Source organism: Roseburia sp. AF20-18LB (assembly GCF_003461185.1).
Lineage (GTDB): Bacteria > Bacillota > Clostridia > Lachnospirales > Lachnospiraceae > Roseburia_C > Roseburia_C amylophila.
Map to the genome: position 1 here is coordinate 420,722 of NZ_QTWP01000002.1, position 17,214 is coordinate 437,935.

The window sequence follows — 17,214 nt, forward strand, 5'->3', positions numbered from 1 at the left end:
TTCTTTCCATTCATTTCTCATTTACTGCTTTTCCCAGATGACGGGTCAGTAAATCAATCAGCCATGTCCTCTCTTCTGCCGACAATTTATCCTGTTTTACAAGAACATTTTCATTCGACAGATTCCTGATGCAGATGTAATTTCCATAGATTTCCCAATCCTTATAAAGTGTCCATGCAGTATTTCCTTCTGAAACTTCTGATTTTAAAAGAATTCCATCTTCACTGAAAGTATACTTCCGATAACCGGATTTTAGTTCTTTATCCATTACTGTAACAGATTTCTTTAATACCGTCTTCTGCATCAGCTTGCTTCCTCCGCATATCATAAAAAGACTATATGCAGCCAAGAGTGAGCAAAGTACAACAAGCCTTGTATCGCTATTTGTTACTCTCCATATTATAATCAAAATACAAGCTACAATCAGAATTAAAAATTTTATTGCTTCCGCTTTTCTTTTCTTTCGATACTCCTTCGAATTCAAAGCGATTTCAAGCAGCGCATCCTGCTCTTCTTTTCCGATTTCAATTTCACATTCTAACATCCCTGTTCCCCCATTTCTTTTTTCTAAAAACATTGTAATGAACACTGCTTATTCTGTCAAACACTATCGGTTGTTATCTTTGCTGTTCTGCTTTTGCATGAAACTCTGACTCCTTTTGAAATTCCGGGAGCACTGCTGATACTAATCGGCACAATACCGACTTCTATAGAAAATGCCTCATAGACGCATAAAATGTCTATGAGGCATTATAACTTTACTCGGCAAATATCTGCTCAATTATTTTATCAAACTCTAATGTGTGATATCTTCTTTTTAATGAATCGAGATTGTAAAGTGCCTGACCATTTATCAGTCCATTACAAGTATCATTATCATCTCCTTTATTTTTTGCTACAGCTCCCGAAAATTCCAAATCATCTGTATCAGAAAGCCATAAGGATGTCAGAAATCCTTCACACTGAATTCCAGGCATTGTATATCCATACATTCTTTGTGGCATAGATAAACCGTGCTGCATTCCTAATGTTACAATTTTTCCCAATATAGCCAGTTTTTTATTCCCGCTATACTCTGCAATTCGCATTAAATCTGGTACGAATTCTACAAATTCATCGTCCACATAGCTACATCCCGGAATAACATCACACCCTGCCCAGCCAGTTGTTCCAAAATCATTCTTTCCAAGAAGTGTATTTTCATCAAACGGAATATCCCAAAGATAAGTCCATGATGCAAGAATCTGTGCTGCTGATTTTGCGCCATACAAATATCGTTCTTTTTTGGTAGTTTCATATGCCAACAACAATGTCCGCATATTATACATTACTCCAACAGCATCTATCTTTACAGACTTTTTATGCGTTGTATCATTTAATCCTCCCAGATATAAAACATCTTCTACATAATGTTCCATAATAAAATCAGCAGCTTTACACAATGCACTTCTATATTTCTCATTACCGGTGTATTCATGTACTAATGCTAATACTTCTCCCGGAAAAATTGTTCCTGACCCCTGCTCTATCACATTACTTCCAAACCATTCTTCCGGATATGTCATTGGAGTACCTTCCATCGTATATGCCCGATACCAGGAGCCATCTGTATTCTGAATTTCAATCATTTTATCACAAAATGCAACCACTACATCCAGCCAGTCTTTATGTAATGTTCCATTTTCCTTTTCCTCCAGAAAACAGAGCATTAAATAATACATAGCCTCCGTCATAGTCCGGCAATAATTTCCTTTTGTTCCTTTTAATTTTTCTGCAATTCCCATCATTGCACCTACGACCTGATTCCCCAGAAATTTTTCTAATTCTTTCCTGTTTTCCGAATACTGAAATGGCATTAATACGCCAGTCCACCAATAAACAAATTCTTCTTTTTCTACACTGTACATTGCATTCGGCAAACCACTTTCTGCAATACAGTGTTCCACAAAAAATTGTATTGTTTTTAATGCCCGTTCCCTATATTCTTCCTTTCCTGTTTCTTCTGCAGCCCGAAGCATTTCATAGCAAACCATAGTCTGATTTCCAGAAAATCCATATTCCAGTACATTCTGATTTCCATATTTTTCTCTTGGTGAGAAATGGCACACATAACCACAAGGATGATTTTTCTTTTCTGGAAAATCTCTAAAGCTATTGTGTAATAAGTCTCTTCTGTATGGTATTGTTTCTTCCAGACTAAATGGATGTCTGATATCATCATTAAGAATTCGTTCCATCTGAAATACGCTCGTCTTCCACGATGCTTCTGTCAGATTTTCAGCTTCTCCAAACTGCAGGATATATGAAACTTCCAATTCTTCTCCCTGTTTTATCTTTCGATATGCAGCCCACTCCGATCCATCTACATTTAAGCAAAATGAATTTCTCTCATAAAATGGATAATCACAACGTAACAAAAATTCTTCCATTCTATTTGCAGATGGTGCAATTCCCAGGGATCCAATATCTGTATTATGAACAAAATGCCTTTCTGCTATCTGTTTTCTGGTTATTGTAGTATCCACCTTTGGAATATCTGCCCGAATTAGTGAAATAAATTGCTTGTCATTTTTTGCAAATCCTGTCACTGACAAATTTGGATTTCTATCATCCTTATAATCCTGCTCAAAAGTTCCAAGATAATCATCCTGTCCATTCTGGTCTGTATCATTCTTATTATAAAAAGCACCCGGTATTACAAATTGATAATCGTCAAAATTTTTTGCATGTTTTGATTTACAATGGAATTCCGTAGATATCCGGATAGCAGTCTCTTTTTCTGCTGAAATACAGGCCACCTTTCTACTCAGTTTTATATTATTTGTATTTTGTTCCCACATATCAATAATATGAAATCTGTTTTCTTTATTTACTTCTACGTCTGCTTCTGCAATATGAATGTTTTTTTCACTTCTTATAACATCATACTTTGCTTTCTTATTTCTTTCCTTTAAAATCTGAATCTGAACCGGCCACGGTACTTCTATTTTTATTCCGTCCCTTTCTATTAAAACTTCATTTTTTTCTAATCCTACCGGAAATTTAAGTTCCATCACATCATCCCTTCCTTTCCACTAATTCGATACAAATTTGATTTTTCCTACCTGCTATAAGCTTTTCTTCCAGTTCAGCCTGATGTAGCACAACAGAGGTACTATTTATCTGATTCTTCCATACTTCTCCATTTATGCTAAGTTCTCCCAACTGATATTCTCCATAATCCAAATATTTTCTGTTATAAAAAGAAACACATACTTCTTTTTCCGCAAATAATGTGTCTACTGTTAAAACTTCACCGGAATCATACTGCTCCTTTACTAGTTTTGGTTCAATTAATAAGTCTCCAAGTTGCCCACGTATGCCATATACCTGTGTCAGCATTAGAAAAATTGTCCAGCTTCCTGCACCAGTAACATAAGAATACATTCCCCTTCCTCTGCTACTGATATACTCCGGCACACCAGGATATATTTGTGCTATTTGTGTATTTGTAGAAAGTTCATAAATAGATTTTATAATCTGATAACCTTCCCTTACATACCCTCTGCTATATAACGCATAAGCATACATAGTTGTCATATGGCTAAACATGCCACCATTTTCTTTTTCTCCATAAATAAGTGCAAATCCTCTTCCAAAATTCCAGGTATTATCTCCCAATGGTAACGTCAGCCTGATTCCTCCGGTATTTTTATCCGGAAGATAATTATTTACAGCATGTATTGTTTTTTGAACCTGTTCATCCGTCGCCGCCCCTGACATAATAGAAAAGGTCTGGGCTGTCAATCCAAATCGCAATTTTCCATCTCCAAGAATTCCATCAACTGCATTTCCATTATTATTATAATAACCATTAAAAAAGCCTTCTTTTGATGATAATTCAATCCATTCATTTTCTCGGACCTGCTGTAATAATTGTTTTCCTTTCCAGCGCAACATATCTTTTAATTCTAAAACCGGTATTTTTTTCTTTTTTCCGCTTATTCCAAATCTTATGTGTTCATAATATTTCTTTAATACTTCCACTTCTTTTTGGGGTTCCTTTTCCTTTAATCCCTCAAGCAGTATTTCCATTTCTTCAAATACAGAAATCGTTTTTCGGTCTTCCTTCTCTATTTGAATCTCAAGTAAATCTGCTATATCACATATATTTTTTCCATAAAAAGCCGTAAATGGTATTGTTTCCCCTTTATCCGGAGCCATATCCAACTGATCATTCCAATCCCCATCTTCAAGCTTTATATTCCCGTGTTCTCCAATATTTAAGCTGCAAATTAAATTTTCTAAAAGTAAATGCTCTAATATTGTTCCGGTATAACATTCACCATCCTTTGTCTTTTGACTATTTCCATCTTCTTTTTTCCAATTTGTGTCAATCCTTTTCGCTCTTTCAATTTGTGCATCTTTCCAGTAAGACACTTCTTCATCTAAAATAGAAATATCTCCAGTTTGATTCATATATAACAACAGTGTAAATAATGGCCAGACACCATGATCCATCCAAACTCTGGATATTTTGTTTCTGTCTGCCTGAAAATTGCCCTCACCATCCAAAATAATAGTTGCATTACTTCCATCCAGTCTGACACCTTTCATGTTATGAACAAAAACACTTCGAACCCGCATTGGATTTTGTAATAATAATGTCAGATAATCCTGCCACAAATCTCTCCACCCGCGACCACCTCTTCCATAATCATGATATGGAAGAAATGAACAACCATATATTTTTCTTAAAACAGGCTGTATACTTACCCACCTTAACCAGCCATCAAACTTATCTGAATTGCCTTGAAATTTTATCTTGTCAGCTTCTCCATTCCAATGCTCTTCATTTTGTTTCCACGCAGCTTCAACCTTTTCTTTACTGTTATACTTTTCAAACTCCTTGTTAAAATTTTCTTTTTCAGTAATTCCAGCGCAGATAATATATTCTTTTTTTTCGCCTGGTGCTAACCGTACCTTTGCAAAACGCATTGCGCCAATGCATTCCATACCATCTTTCCGATATGTCATATCATGTTCTGGTATACTATTTTCTACTACTGTTCCAGGCCAGTCTAATGTTCCTCCCTTTCCAATAAACTCCTCTACTGTAGGGAACATTTCTACTGCTGCCTGCCCGCTTTCATCTGATCCATATACAAAATAACTTGTATCATTCGGTTCATGACCTCTTTCATCATGGTGTATCGTTGGCTTTACAACAATCCCGTTTTCTTCCAATGTTATTCTCTGCATCAGTGATGTTGCATGTCTATGATCTCTTAAATTATCTGCCGATCGTCCAAAAATAGGAAATGCCGCTGTTGGCACAAATTCCAGAATTTCTGACCCGTAATTTTCCAGAATAACCCTGTTAATTTCTACTACATCCTCATTTGCCGGACAAAACGTTGTAAAAATGCAGTTTAATTTCAATTCAGGGATTGCATAATACAAGCTGTGATATAGCAAACCGCACTCTATTTTATTCCATTTTTCTTCATCTTTAAAGCAATGCTCCGCTCTCTGTCTTGCAGAATTTCCCACCACAGAAAATGCTCCCTGCTCTTTTGTATAAACCCAGAAATTTCTTCCAGAACGATTATTATGTAAGTCCTCTACTGAAACTGGCAGATACAAAAATTCATTTTGATTCTTTTTGGCATCTCCATTTAAGCAGGGTGTCACCGATGCTTTCATTCCAGCCTCATTGCATATAGGAAAATATAATTGATTTACTTCCCGGGCATTTTCACAAACAAAAGTCCCTTTTTTGTCAATAAAATTCCACTTAAATCCGTGTTCCATTCTTTACTCCTTTTTCTTAACCCTTAACCGCTCCTGCCGTTAATCCTCCTACAATATATCTTTGGAAAATTAGTGCTAATACCATTGGTACAACTGTAGCCAGCAATCCTGCAGTCATCATCATTCCATAATCAATTCCATACTTTGTTCCAAACTCTGATACCGCAACCGTTAATGTCTTCGAAGTTTTTGATGTAGTAAAAATTAATGCGTACAGAAATTCATCCCATGCCATAAGGAATGCAAGAACACCTACTGCAACATACCCCGGTAATGCTGTTGGCATAATAATTTTCCAAAACACCTGATTCCAACTACAACCATCTACCCGTCCTGCTTCTTCAAGTTCAAATGGAACCGATTTAAAATATCCGTTCAAGACCCAGATTACATAGGCAAGAACTGCATTTGTATTAATTAATATTAATGTTCCCAAATGATCCAGCAGCCCCATCCGGCTAATCATGATATAATACGGTATTACCAATGCAATTGGTGGTAGCAGCTGAAAAAACATTACTCCAAATAACATTGGTTTTTTCATTCGAAAGCGTAATCTTGCAAACGCATAGGATGCCACTGCACCTAATACAAGACTAATTACTGTTGTTGTACCCGCAACAATGCAACTGTTTTTTATTGCCATTCGGAATACTTCAACTTGTTTTGTTGGATTTTTATCCCACAATAACATTTTGTATCGTTCCCAGGTAATTGATGTAGGCAGTATTTTGTCACTACTTAACAATTCATTTTCTGATATGATACTGGATATAAACATCCAGATAATTGGCAATAGCGTCCAAAGAACCAATAATATCACTGCCAAATATAATAATATCCTTCCTATTCTTCTCTTTACCGTTCGATTCATATCTTAATCCTCCGTTTTTCCTGCTTTCAGGTAAAGAAGGCTCAATAACAATATAACAACTGCTATAATTACGCATATTGCCGAACCTTTACCATAATGTAAGTAATCAAAGATTTCATGATACGCATAAAAGCTTACTACCTGTGTACTGTCATTTGGTCCACCTGACGTCAACGAATATACAATATCAAAAACTCGAATCGTCTGAATTGTACGCAAAACAAGAACCACTATATACATTGGCTTTAATGCAGGAAAATACACTACTTTAAATCTCTGCCATGCATTTGCCCCGTCTATAATTGATGCCTCCTTTGCATCATTAGACACGGTCTGGAGTCCTGCAAGCAGCATAATGATAACAAGTGGAAGCATCTTCCATGTATCTGATAATATAATCATATTAATTGCAAGCTTACCACTTCCAAGCCAGACTATATTTTCATCTATCAAATGTAATTTTAATAATACTTTATTCAAAATTCCTGCGTTCGCATTAAAAATCCATTTCCACAAATTTGCATTTACAATCGTTGGCACTGCCCATGGAATCAGAATAATTCCACGCACAAAGCCTCTTCCCTTAAAATTTTGATTCAGCAATAATGCTGTAAGTGTTCCCAATATAATCTGAATTATCACTGATACAACTGAAAAATATAAAGTAATTTTTAAAGAATTCCAAAATGCATGGGTACTCATAACTTCTGCATAATTCTTTAATCCAACAAATTTCGTTGCAAGACTACCTGGATTTACATCATTTAAGCTGAACCACAATGTAAACAAAACAGGAAATAATCCTAATCCCATGATAATCAGCATGGCAGGAGTAATCATCCCATAAGCAGTTCGTGCTTGTGATATACTTGATTTATTCTTCCTCTTCATATTCTTACCCTCATATTAAAAATGGCAGGCAGTTTACCTACCTGCCATTCTCTATTTAATTCACAAAACTTTCTGATACTTCTTCTGCCTGATTTAGTGCATCCTCTATTGAAGTTGAACCTGACAGCGCTGCCGAAAATAATGGTTGTACTGTATTAGACCACTCACTATAATCAGCAAGCTGAGGTCTTGGATGAGCTGTTGCAAACTGCGGATAAAACTTAGCCAGCTCTTCATGTTCAGTCACCAGATTCTCATCTTTATATAATGCATCAATTGTCGGCAGTACATTATAATTCTCATATGCATATTTCTGAATATCCTCACTAGTAAATAACTCAATATATTTATATGCATACTCCGGATATTTTGAGGTAGATAATACTCCGAAGCCACCGCCACCAGTTACTGAAGCACTTTCTGCTTTATCAGTTCCAGGCATTAAACATACATCTACATTTCCTGCAACAGTAGAATTTTCTGGATTATTTGCATATCCATACACATAAGCCCAATTCATAACAAATGCTGTATCTCCTGCCATGAATGGATCCAGGCAATCTCTGTCCGTGTAGGTAATTGATGCTGGATCTGCCCATCCATCCTGCATCGAATCATACATAAACTGTACTGCATTATTTGCACTTTCACTGTTGATGTCAAATGAGCCATCTTCTTTCTGCCATGTTCCGCCAAAACTGTAAATCATGGTTGTCAAATCACAAATCAAACCTTCTGCCTGGGATGCTCCCCACGCAATACCATACTTGCAAATGCCTTTATCCATCATATCCTGAGACATTTCTTTTAATTCATCCCATGTTTTTGGTGGCTCCTCATATCCAGCATCCGCTAACATCTGCTTATTATAAAACATCCATTTTCCACCATTTGCAAACGGAATTGCTTCTGTTTTTCCATTATAAATCATCTGATTTAACGAACTCTCAATCAAACTGTTTTTTACATCTTCATCCATATATTCACTTAAGTCTATGGTTACTCCCTTACTTTCAAATTCTGCAACCCATGGAATATCTACATAGCAAACATCCGCATCGCCTCCACCGGTCCATGTTGTAGTAATTTTTTCGTGTGTACTATCATAGGACTGACAAATCAGATTCACTTTTACACCATACATTTCTTCGTACTTCTTTCCAGCATACTCATAAAGTCCTTCTTCGTCGGTTGTACAAATAACGCTAATGCTTTCCGGTTTATCTCCGGCTTCTGTTCCTGCTACTTTGTTATTTTCTGTTTCAGAGTTACCACAAGCTGTAATTGATACTGCCATTGTCATACACAACAGTACTGCAACTAATCTCTTCATTCTTTTTCCTCCTTTTACACTAATACTTTTTTGTTCTTCTCCCCTGGCGCCTTTTACTTTATTCTCCTTGCTTTTTGTAGTTTAAATATAACGATTTTATATTCATGATTCAATTTCATTCTTGCTTTATTTTTGCACTATTTTGCGCGAGACATTTTTAATAAAAAAAAGACGAAATATACTAATCACATTTTGTATATTTCGTCTCCTTTATATACTACTATATTTTAAATTCTGGAATGATGATAACCCTCACAGTTTATTTCTTCATTTCCACTTATTTTACGGTATCTGCTTGGTCCCATAGAATATACTTCCTTAAACTTCCGGTTAAAATAGCTCAATCCCGAGAAACCAGATTCATATGCCACTTCACTGATGGGGAGTTTTGTGGAAAGCAATAATTTTTCTGCAGATTTTAATCGGATATGATTTAAATACTCTACAAATGTATAATCTGTTGCCTGTTTAAACACTCTGCAAAATGTATACATACTCATGCAACACAATTCTGCTACATTTTGTAACTCTATATGATTTTGATAATTTTCTTCTATGTAAGACAACGCAGGTCTGATTTTTTCCAAGGCTATCATAACTTCTGTCGCAGGTCTTCTGGCACAAATATAATCATTTCGCATAAAGTATACCATTAGTTCCATAATATACGCAGGTATCCGAATCTCATATCCCAAAATCTTCTTTTTATATTCTCCCTCTATTTTCCACATAATGGATTCTACTTTTTTACTTCTCAAATTAAAATGTCCAACTTTTCGAAACGGATCTAATAATATACTTGGAATGTGTTGATATTCCTTTGCCACAGAAAAATAGGGTAAAACAGGTTCCATTTGAAACTGTAACAACAATATTTTATGTCGCTTTGTAATTTTTTCCGTTTCATGTGGTTCTTCCCCAGAAATGACCGTGATGTCGCCTGGTCTTGAAATAATCTTCTCCCCACCAAATCTTACATATGCTTCACCCTCTAACTGGCACAAAATTTCCCATGAATGATGCCAGTGCATCGCACACCCCGCTAAAGTATAAATTCCTGCTGAGAACGGTAATTTTGCCTCTTCAATATAAAAAAGCTCCGAAGAGTGAAACTTATTTGCAGTTGATATGGGTTCTTTGATTTTTATAATTTCTTTCCTGTCTTCCATTTTTCTCCTGTTAATCTCTCCCATCCAAGCTATAATTTTTTTGTCAAATCCACCAATTTTTCTACTCTGTAATCTGCCTGCTGCTCTAACTCTCTTAATTTTTCATTGGTTATGGCATCTTCCGGATGATACCAACAGGTTTTAAGTCCTGCAGCATGTCCTCCTGCAATATCTGCTGTCAGGGAATCACCTATCATCAGGCATTCTTCCGGTTCAATTCCAGGCAATTCCTCCATACATTTTTCAAAAAAACGAAGGCTCGGTTTCTCTACGCCAACCTTTTCCGAAACAAAGCAATGTGTAAAATATTTACGCATGCCGCCTCGTTCCAGACGGTTTAGCTGCTGCTCATACGGTCCGTTACTTGCTGCACAGAATATGTATTTTCCTGCTAAAGCTTCCAATGTTTCCAATGCACCGCTCACCGGCACTGCACTATTATGAAGGTAGCTTCGGAACACATGCTCCATTGCCACACCATCGGCTTTTAATCCCAGCCGTTTTAATATAATCTGCCAGCGGACATAGGGAAGGTCTTCCCTTGATAATTCACCCTTTTCGATTTTGTCCCAGATAATATGATTTTCTTCCTGAAAAACATTAAACATTTCCGGTTTAAACTCCAGCCCCAAATCTGCAAATGCCTGTTTCATGGAATCTTCTGCTCCCGCATCAAAATCAAGCAGTGTATTATCAATATCCCAAAAAAGGACTTTTATATTCTGGATTTTATTCATCCTTTATTTCCTCATCATCCTAAGGTTTTATGCTATGCAAAATGCAATACATCTATCAACAGCAGCCAGACTAATCCATAATAGGTTACTACTGCTACCAGGTCATTAATTGTGGTAATCAATGGACCGGATGCCACTGCCGGATCAATCTTAATCTTATGAAAAAGCATTGGAATCAAGGTTCCCACAAGGCTTGATATTACCATTGCTATCATCAGTGCAAGACCCACGCATCCTGAAATAATAAATGCATGACTCACCGGATTATTCTTTAACAGCCAGACATATAATCCGATAAAGGAAAATGCCAGTATCCCCAGAAAAAGTCCGTTCATAAATCCAACACGCATTTCTTTTCCTACCAGATGACGCTTCTGTTTTGACGTAAGATTTTCATCTACCAGTACACGAATGGTTACAGCCAGCGACTGTGTTCCGACATTTCCTGCCATGTCAAGTATCAGCGACTGGAAACACATGACAATTGGAATTACGGCTACAACGGTCTCAAAAATTCCAACTACAGAAGATACGCCCATGCCAAGTACCAGCAAGATAATCAGCCATGGCAGACGTTTCTTCATACTCTCTATCAGCGTTTCCTGTAAATCTTCTTCGGCGGTCAGACCTGCTAACTTTGCGTAGTCATCACCCATCTCATCATCCACAACTTCTACGATATCCTGAGATGTGATAACACCTAAGATTTCATCATTTTCATCCAGTACCGGAATGGAGTCCTCTGCATAGTCCTTCATTCGCTCAATACATTCACTAATCTGTTCATGATCACGCAAATACGGATAGGATGTGCTGATGATATCTTCCAGTGCATTATTTTCACGGGCAATGATTAAGTCCTTTAAATCGATGGCTCCATAGAATTTGCCTGCTTCATCAGTAACATAAACTGTCAAAATGTTATCATTTTCTCCCGCCTGACGAATCAGCTCCCGCATGGCCTGCCGGATGGTAAGGTCATTTTTAATCACGATAAAGTTCGTGGTCATCTTGCTACCAATTTCATCATCCTCATAGGACTGAATCATCTTAATATCATGACTGGATTCTTCATCCAGCAATTCTACCAGCTGTGCCTGCTTGGAATCGTCCAGTTCGTCTAAGACATCTACCGCATCATCGGAGTCCATATAGGAAATAACCCGTGCCGCTTTATCCAGATCCAATTCATTCAGATATAAATCCGGGTCATCAATATAAGTAAAGATTTCCGCAACCTGTTCCGCTCCCAGGATTGGGTACAATCTCTTTCGTTCTTCTTCATCCAGACGCACAAATGCATCCGCAATATCATTTTCATGATAATCGGATAATTTATCCCGCAATTCCTCATTACTCTTTGTACTGCGGATAATCTCTATTAACTCTTCTACATAATTCTGCTCTTTTAATTTCTCGTCCACTGCTTCTGCCTCCTTACATCATTTTCCTGCAGCAGCAGCACAGATGATACCCTCACAATTACAGGAAACACACAGCGCATTTCCAGCGTAAAAAGAGCAATTGTCCTGTCTGGATTCTTATCAGAAATCCATGGCCAATTGCGCCAAAATCATCTTCTGTCTGCTACCGCAGATACTACTTCGCCCAGTACTGTCGCAACTGTCCATGCATTTCACCTCCTGATTCATTCTCTTTTTCCATTCTAATCCTCGGAATGAATCAAGTCAAGATTTGCTTTGTCTGATATTTGTATAATCTTTGTAAAATATATATTTTTATTCTATTTCTTCCATAAATATTCCAGGCAATTGTGAATGAGGGATTGAGAAGAGTTGCCACAATAATATTACGTTGATTCGCAGTGGATTTTCTTTCGCTACGAAATACCACAGTTCTAAAATGCGGGGTTTTCTTTTTGTTATAAAAACAGTCTTTCCAATGTTTGTCAGAATAACTGCACGGTTCGTCGAAGTACAGATGCCTGATAAGGGCTGTTAGGGGCATCTGCTCTCGACGGACAGTGCAGCGATTCTGACAAAGCAAGCGGAAAGACAATTTACAAGCAAGAAAACCCCGCATTCTAAGAACTGTTGGCATTTCATATCGGATAAAGATAATCCTCTGTGAATCAACGTAATATTTTCCGTGCAAAATCTATCTCTCTTTCGCAATTGCCTGCTATATTTATCGAATATTTGTATAGTCTAAGAAAAAGCACATACAGCTTGCTCTCTCACTTCCTTCATTCCGGTAAATGTGCGGCTGGTCTGTTTCAAATTTGTAGACCTGGCTCTTTTCCACCTTCTGGCTGTGGTCATGGCATTCTATGGTCAGCGTGCCGTCGATTACCGTAATATATTCTCTCGTCCGCTCGCCGTGGCTTCCACTGGTGTATACACCGCCCGGCTCTACGTCAATCCGGTAGATTTCTACGGACTGGGAGTCCTCAAATGGAAAGCAGGTAAAGACCTTATACTGTCCCTCCAGTTCCTTGGTTGGAATCATTTCTTCCGGCTTCACCAGACAGAAATCCACACGGGGAGCTTCAATTAAAGTCTGAAATTCAATCCGCAGTCCGCTTGTAATCTTTCCAAGCACACCCAATGATGGATTTGCCGTTCCCTTTTCAATCTGTGCCAGCATACTCTTACTTACACCGGTCTGCTCTGCCACCTGATCAAGACTCATCCCCTTGGACTGACGCAGTCTCTTTAAATTTTCCGATACATTGTGTGACAGGTAATCCATACATTTTCCTCGCTTTCCATTTGAAACTTCCACTTCAAATTTTTTACATCAAACTTTTCGCATCAAATTTTTATGATATTAACCGATGTTTTTGATAAAGATATCTGTTTTACAGTGCCTTGCGGTATAACATTTCTATATCACACTGACGGGATGACCGTGGGTTCACTGCAATATTGCCGCTCTTCATGGCATCTGCTGCCATTGCTTCTATTTTCTCTTCGATGGTCTCCCGGCTGATGCTTCCTGTTTTGCCTGCCTGATTGATGGCTTCCGTAAGATTTGCCGGAATTCCGATGGCTTTGCATAAGGAACGGATGGCATCCACTAACATCATCGGTTCAAATTCATCTTCATAGGCCGGAATTTCACTGATGTAATTATAAATTTTATAATATCTTCCATGGTCAGCCAAGGCATTATACTCCGCTACTACCGGAAGTAATACTGCATTGGCAACTCCGTGCGGCACATCAAAGAATGCGCTGACCGGATGGCTCATGGCATGCACATTTCCAAGTCTCGCAAAAGAAAATGCAATTCCTGCAAACAGCGATCCTACCATCATTGCTTCTGCCGCCTCCACATCAGTGCGGTTTGCTACAAATCTCCGGATATTTTCTCCGATGAGCTCCATTGCTTTTTCTGCCATGGCATCGGAAAATGGAGAAGCCGCAGTTGAAATATACGCCTCTTCTGCATGGATAAATGCATCAATTCCGCAGGCTGCCGCCACACTGGCTGGTGCCGTTGTAATCAGGTCTGCATCCAGAATAGCATATGCCGGCAGCAGTTCATAAGAAAATACCGTCAGTTTATAGTCTCTGCTGTGGTCGGTAATTACAGAAAATGCCGTTACCTCAGAACCGGTTCCTGCTGTAGTCGGCAGTGCCACCAATGGAATAATTTTGCCCGGAACTTTATGTGCTCCTTCATATTCGGTAATGCTTCCACCGTACTTTGCTACTACACCGACTGCCTTGGCTACATCCATCGGAGAACCGCCGCCAAAAGCTACGATAAAGTCTGCCCCGGAAGCCTGAAATGCTTCTGTCGCTGCTTCTACGGTTGTAACGGAAGGATTTCCTTCGATATCCGTAAAGTCATCCACCAAAATTCCTTCGGCTCTTAAAGATTCTGCAGCTTTCTCCACCAGCCCCATCTTCTTAAGATGCGGTCCGGATATGATAAACGCATGCTTTCCACCCATTTTTTTTGCAACTTCCGGAAGCTTTGCCATAGAGCCTCTTCCTACGATAATATTCTGTGGTACTGAAAAATTAAATTCGTTCATAGCTTTTCCTCTCATTTTCTGTCGGTATTTTCAGAACTTACTACTCGACTTTTCTATATTCTGCTTTCTTTACTCTATACATTCCATTATCCTGCCAGCCGCGCCAATACACGGTCGATTGCCACATCGATTACCTGATCCAGCTCCACATCATCTGCCTCCGGCATCAATGTTGCTGCATCTTCATCTGAAATAAGCTGTACCAGACTGCCAAAGGACTCTTTGTATTTCTTTTTACAGATTACAAAGAATACAACTCCAAGCAAGCTCCAGGCTCCAACCATCAACCACTCCGGAAGAATCAGGCTGCCGCCGGTTCCCGGAATGCAGTACATGCATACCATAAATCCTGACATTAAGACTGCCATTACACCCACAAATTTATAACCAGGCACTTTATACGGACGAGGCATATCCGGTTCTTTCTTTCTTAAAATCAAAAATGAAATGGATACCATACAATAGGCAAGACAGCATCCAAAGTTACCTGCATCACAAATCCATACCATCATGACACGTCCCGCAAACGGTGCTAACATCGTAAGAATTCCCATCAGGATTAATGCATTTAACGGGGTCTTATGCTTTGGATGAAGTTTTGCAAAAGTTCTTGGAATCATATAGGATTCTGCCATGGAATATAAAGCACGGGAACCACCAATCATAAAGGAGTTCCAGGAAGTAATGATTCCGCACATTCCACCAACAATAATTACTTTTGCCATGACCGATGTTTTAAACGCTACTGCCATGGCATCTGCGGTTACAAGACCGGTTCCTGTCTGTGATGCTGCAATGGCATCCGGCTTTAATACCAGACCTACTGCAATGATAACCAGTGAGTAAAACAGCACTGCCAGTACAACAGATAATATCAGCATTTTTCCAATTTTCTTCGGTGGAACATTGATTTCCTCTGCTGCCTGCGGGATAACATCAAATCCGATAAAATAAAATGGAGATAACACCGCAACACTGAGTACTGCCTTGATTCCACCTCCAGTTGATGTGCCGGCAAACATCTGTCCGTTAAGATTATCTACACTTCCGTTGATGACGGATGCAACAATCAACAAAATCCCTGCTCCACCAATGATAATAGTAAGAATGGTCTGTAAAATAGCTGCTGTTTTGGCTCCAAAAATGTTTATTATCATAATTAAAAATGCAACGATAATTGCTACAATCAGCCAGGAAGCATAGATATCAAATCCAGCTACCGTATAAAGATATCCCTTTAAAAATCCCGGCCAGAGATAGGTCAGAATCGTTGGAAATGCACATGCTTCAAAGCAGGTAACTCCAACATATCCCAGGACGATTGCCCATGTACAGATAAAGGAACCATTTGAGCCCATTGCCCGGTAACTGAACACATGCTCACCACCACACTGTGGCATGGCTGCTGTAAGTTCTGCATAAGTCAATCCCACAAAGAATATCATGATTCCACCAAGAACAAATCCGAGAGCTGCTCCAAGAACTCCGCCTTTCTGAATCCAGCCACCGGAGGATACGACCCAGCCCCATCCAATCATGGCACCAAATGCAATGACAAGAATATCCCAGGCATTAAATACTTTATTGAATTCTGTTTTCTTCTGTTCCATATTTACTACCTCCTATTCCTGAAATACTTTTCCGGCTACTTCTTCAATCAACTGTGCAGTTCCATCCACACCCAGTAAATCACTGTTAATCAGCATATCCCTGTTATGTCTGTCTCCACGGTTGCTTCCGGTCAGTGCCATATGTCTTTTGTGATAACGTTTATCTTTTTCCACAATCAGCAATTTTGCATCATCTGCCGAAAGATTGTGGCTTTCCATTACATTCTTTATCCGGATTTCGTCCGGTGCATAAATGAAAATGCGTAATATTGGTTTCTGTTCTTTTAAAATATAATCAGCAGAACGTCCTATAATCACACAGGACTCTCTTGCTGCGAGTTTTCGAATAATTGTTTTCTGGACGTGAATTGCACGTTCTGTCAAATCAGCATATTTGGAGAAAGAACCCCTGACATCGCCTTCTGCTCCTTTACCTGCAATGGTCACTCCTTCTTCTACCTTTTCCATAATATCTTTGGGAATTCCTACTTCTTTGATAATCTCATCTACCGTTTCACGGTCATAAAACTTGATGCCCAAATCCTGTGCAACCTTTTTCCCAATCTGATTTCCTTTTGCGCCATATTCGCATCCTATTGTAATAACAAGATGTTCCATTTTGCTTCCCTTCCTTAATGTATATACAAACGTTTTTTTCTCATCTGCAGAACCTGCCACCGGCAGCTTCGTATGGATGCCTGGCAACTATCTGCATAAAAAAGACGAGGGCACACTTATTTTCTGTGACATCCTCGTCTTTTCTATTTCTTATTTTTATCTTTCTGTTATTCTTCCGGTGCC

At 38.6% G+C, this 17,214-nt stretch carries 13 protein-coding genes; all 13 read right to left on the bottom strand.

Annotation, left to right across the window (positions count from 1 at the left end):
- Positions 1–10 precede the first annotated feature (10 nt).
- The 13 genes from DWX65_RS06625 to DWX65_RS06685 all read right to left on the bottom strand — a co-directional run bounded on the left by DWX65_RS06625 (position 11) and on the right by DWX65_RS06685 (position 17,031).
- A complete protein-coding gene (locus tag DWX65_RS06625; protein WP_147339146.1) occupies positions 11–544 on the bottom strand; it encodes a hypothetical protein in 534 nt (177 codons plus the stop codon).
- Between the two features lie 214 nt (positions 545–758).
- Complete coding sequence (locus tag DWX65_RS06630; RefSeq protein ID WP_147337958.1) at positions 759–3,053, bottom strand: hypothetical protein; 2,295 nt, start codon at positions 3,051–3,053, stop codon at positions 759–761.
- A gap of 4 nt (positions 3,054–3,057) precedes the next feature.
- Positions 3,058–5,793, bottom strand: coding sequence for a GH36-type glycosyl hydrolase domain-containing protein (locus tag DWX65_RS06635; RefSeq protein WP_117946099.1), 2,736 nt, complete (start codon positions 5,791–5,793; stop codon positions 3,058–3,060).
- A 16-nt stretch (positions 5,794–5,809) separates the two neighbouring features.
- Positions 5,810–6,667, bottom strand: coding sequence for a carbohydrate ABC transporter permease (locus tag DWX65_RS06640; protein ID WP_022243665.1), 858 nt, complete (start codon positions 6,665–6,667; stop codon positions 5,810–5,812).
- Between the two features lie 3 nt (positions 6,668–6,670).
- The gene (locus DWX65_RS06645) at positions 6,671–7,558 is read right to left on the bottom strand and encodes a carbohydrate ABC transporter permease (protein WP_118173103.1); all 888 of its coding nucleotides are present in this window, start codon (positions 7,556–7,558) and stop codon (positions 6,671–6,673) included.
- A 55-nt stretch (positions 7,559–7,613) separates the two neighbouring features.
- The gene (locus DWX65_RS06650; RefSeq protein WP_118173104.1) at positions 7,614–8,891 is read right to left on the bottom strand and encodes an ABC transporter substrate-binding protein; all 1,278 of its coding nucleotides are present in this window, start codon (positions 8,889–8,891) and stop codon (positions 7,614–7,616) included.
- Between the two features lie 227 nt (positions 8,892–9,118).
- Entirely contained in the window at positions 9,119–10,060 is a 942-nt protein-coding gene (locus DWX65_RS06655) for a helix-turn-helix domain-containing protein (RefSeq protein WP_158564712.1), read from the bottom strand.
- Positions 10,061–10,089: 29 nt separating this feature from the next.
- Positions 10,090–10,797: a YjjG family noncanonical pyrimidine nucleotidase gene (locus DWX65_RS06660; RefSeq protein WP_022243669.1), complete on the bottom strand. Its 708-nt coding sequence runs from the start codon at positions 10,795–10,797 to the stop codon at positions 10,090–10,092.
- Positions 10,798–10,829: 32 nt separating this feature from the next.
- A complete protein-coding gene (gene mgtE, locus DWX65_RS06665) occupies positions 10,830–12,221 on the bottom strand; it encodes a magnesium transporter (protein WP_118173105.1) in 1,392 nt (463 codons plus the stop codon).
- 724 nt (positions 12,222–12,945) lie between these two features.
- Positions 12,946–13,509 (bottom strand): helix-turn-helix domain-containing protein, encoded by a 564-nt coding sequence (locus DWX65_RS06670; protein WP_117841435.1) that lies wholly within the window; start codon positions 13,507–13,509, stop codon positions 12,946–12,948.
- Positions 13,510–13,618: 109 nt separating this feature from the next.
- Positions 13,619–14,803 carry an iron-containing alcohol dehydrogenase gene (locus tag DWX65_RS06675; RefSeq protein WP_117841436.1) on the bottom strand — a complete coding sequence of 395 codons (1,185 nt, stop codon included), beginning with the start codon at positions 14,801–14,803 and terminating at the stop codon, positions 13,619–13,621.
- A gap of 86 nt (positions 14,804–14,889) precedes the next feature.
- Positions 14,890–16,413: an APC family permease gene (locus tag DWX65_RS06680; protein ID WP_117946084.1), complete on the bottom strand. Its 1,524-nt coding sequence runs from the start codon at positions 16,411–16,413 to the stop codon at positions 14,890–14,892.
- Positions 16,414–16,425: 12 nt separating this feature from the next.
- Positions 16,426–17,031 (bottom strand): cytidylate kinase-like family protein, encoded by a 606-nt coding sequence (locus tag DWX65_RS06685; protein WP_022243674.1) that lies wholly within the window; start codon positions 17,029–17,031, stop codon positions 16,426–16,428.
- Positions 17,032–17,214 lie beyond the last annotated feature (183 nt).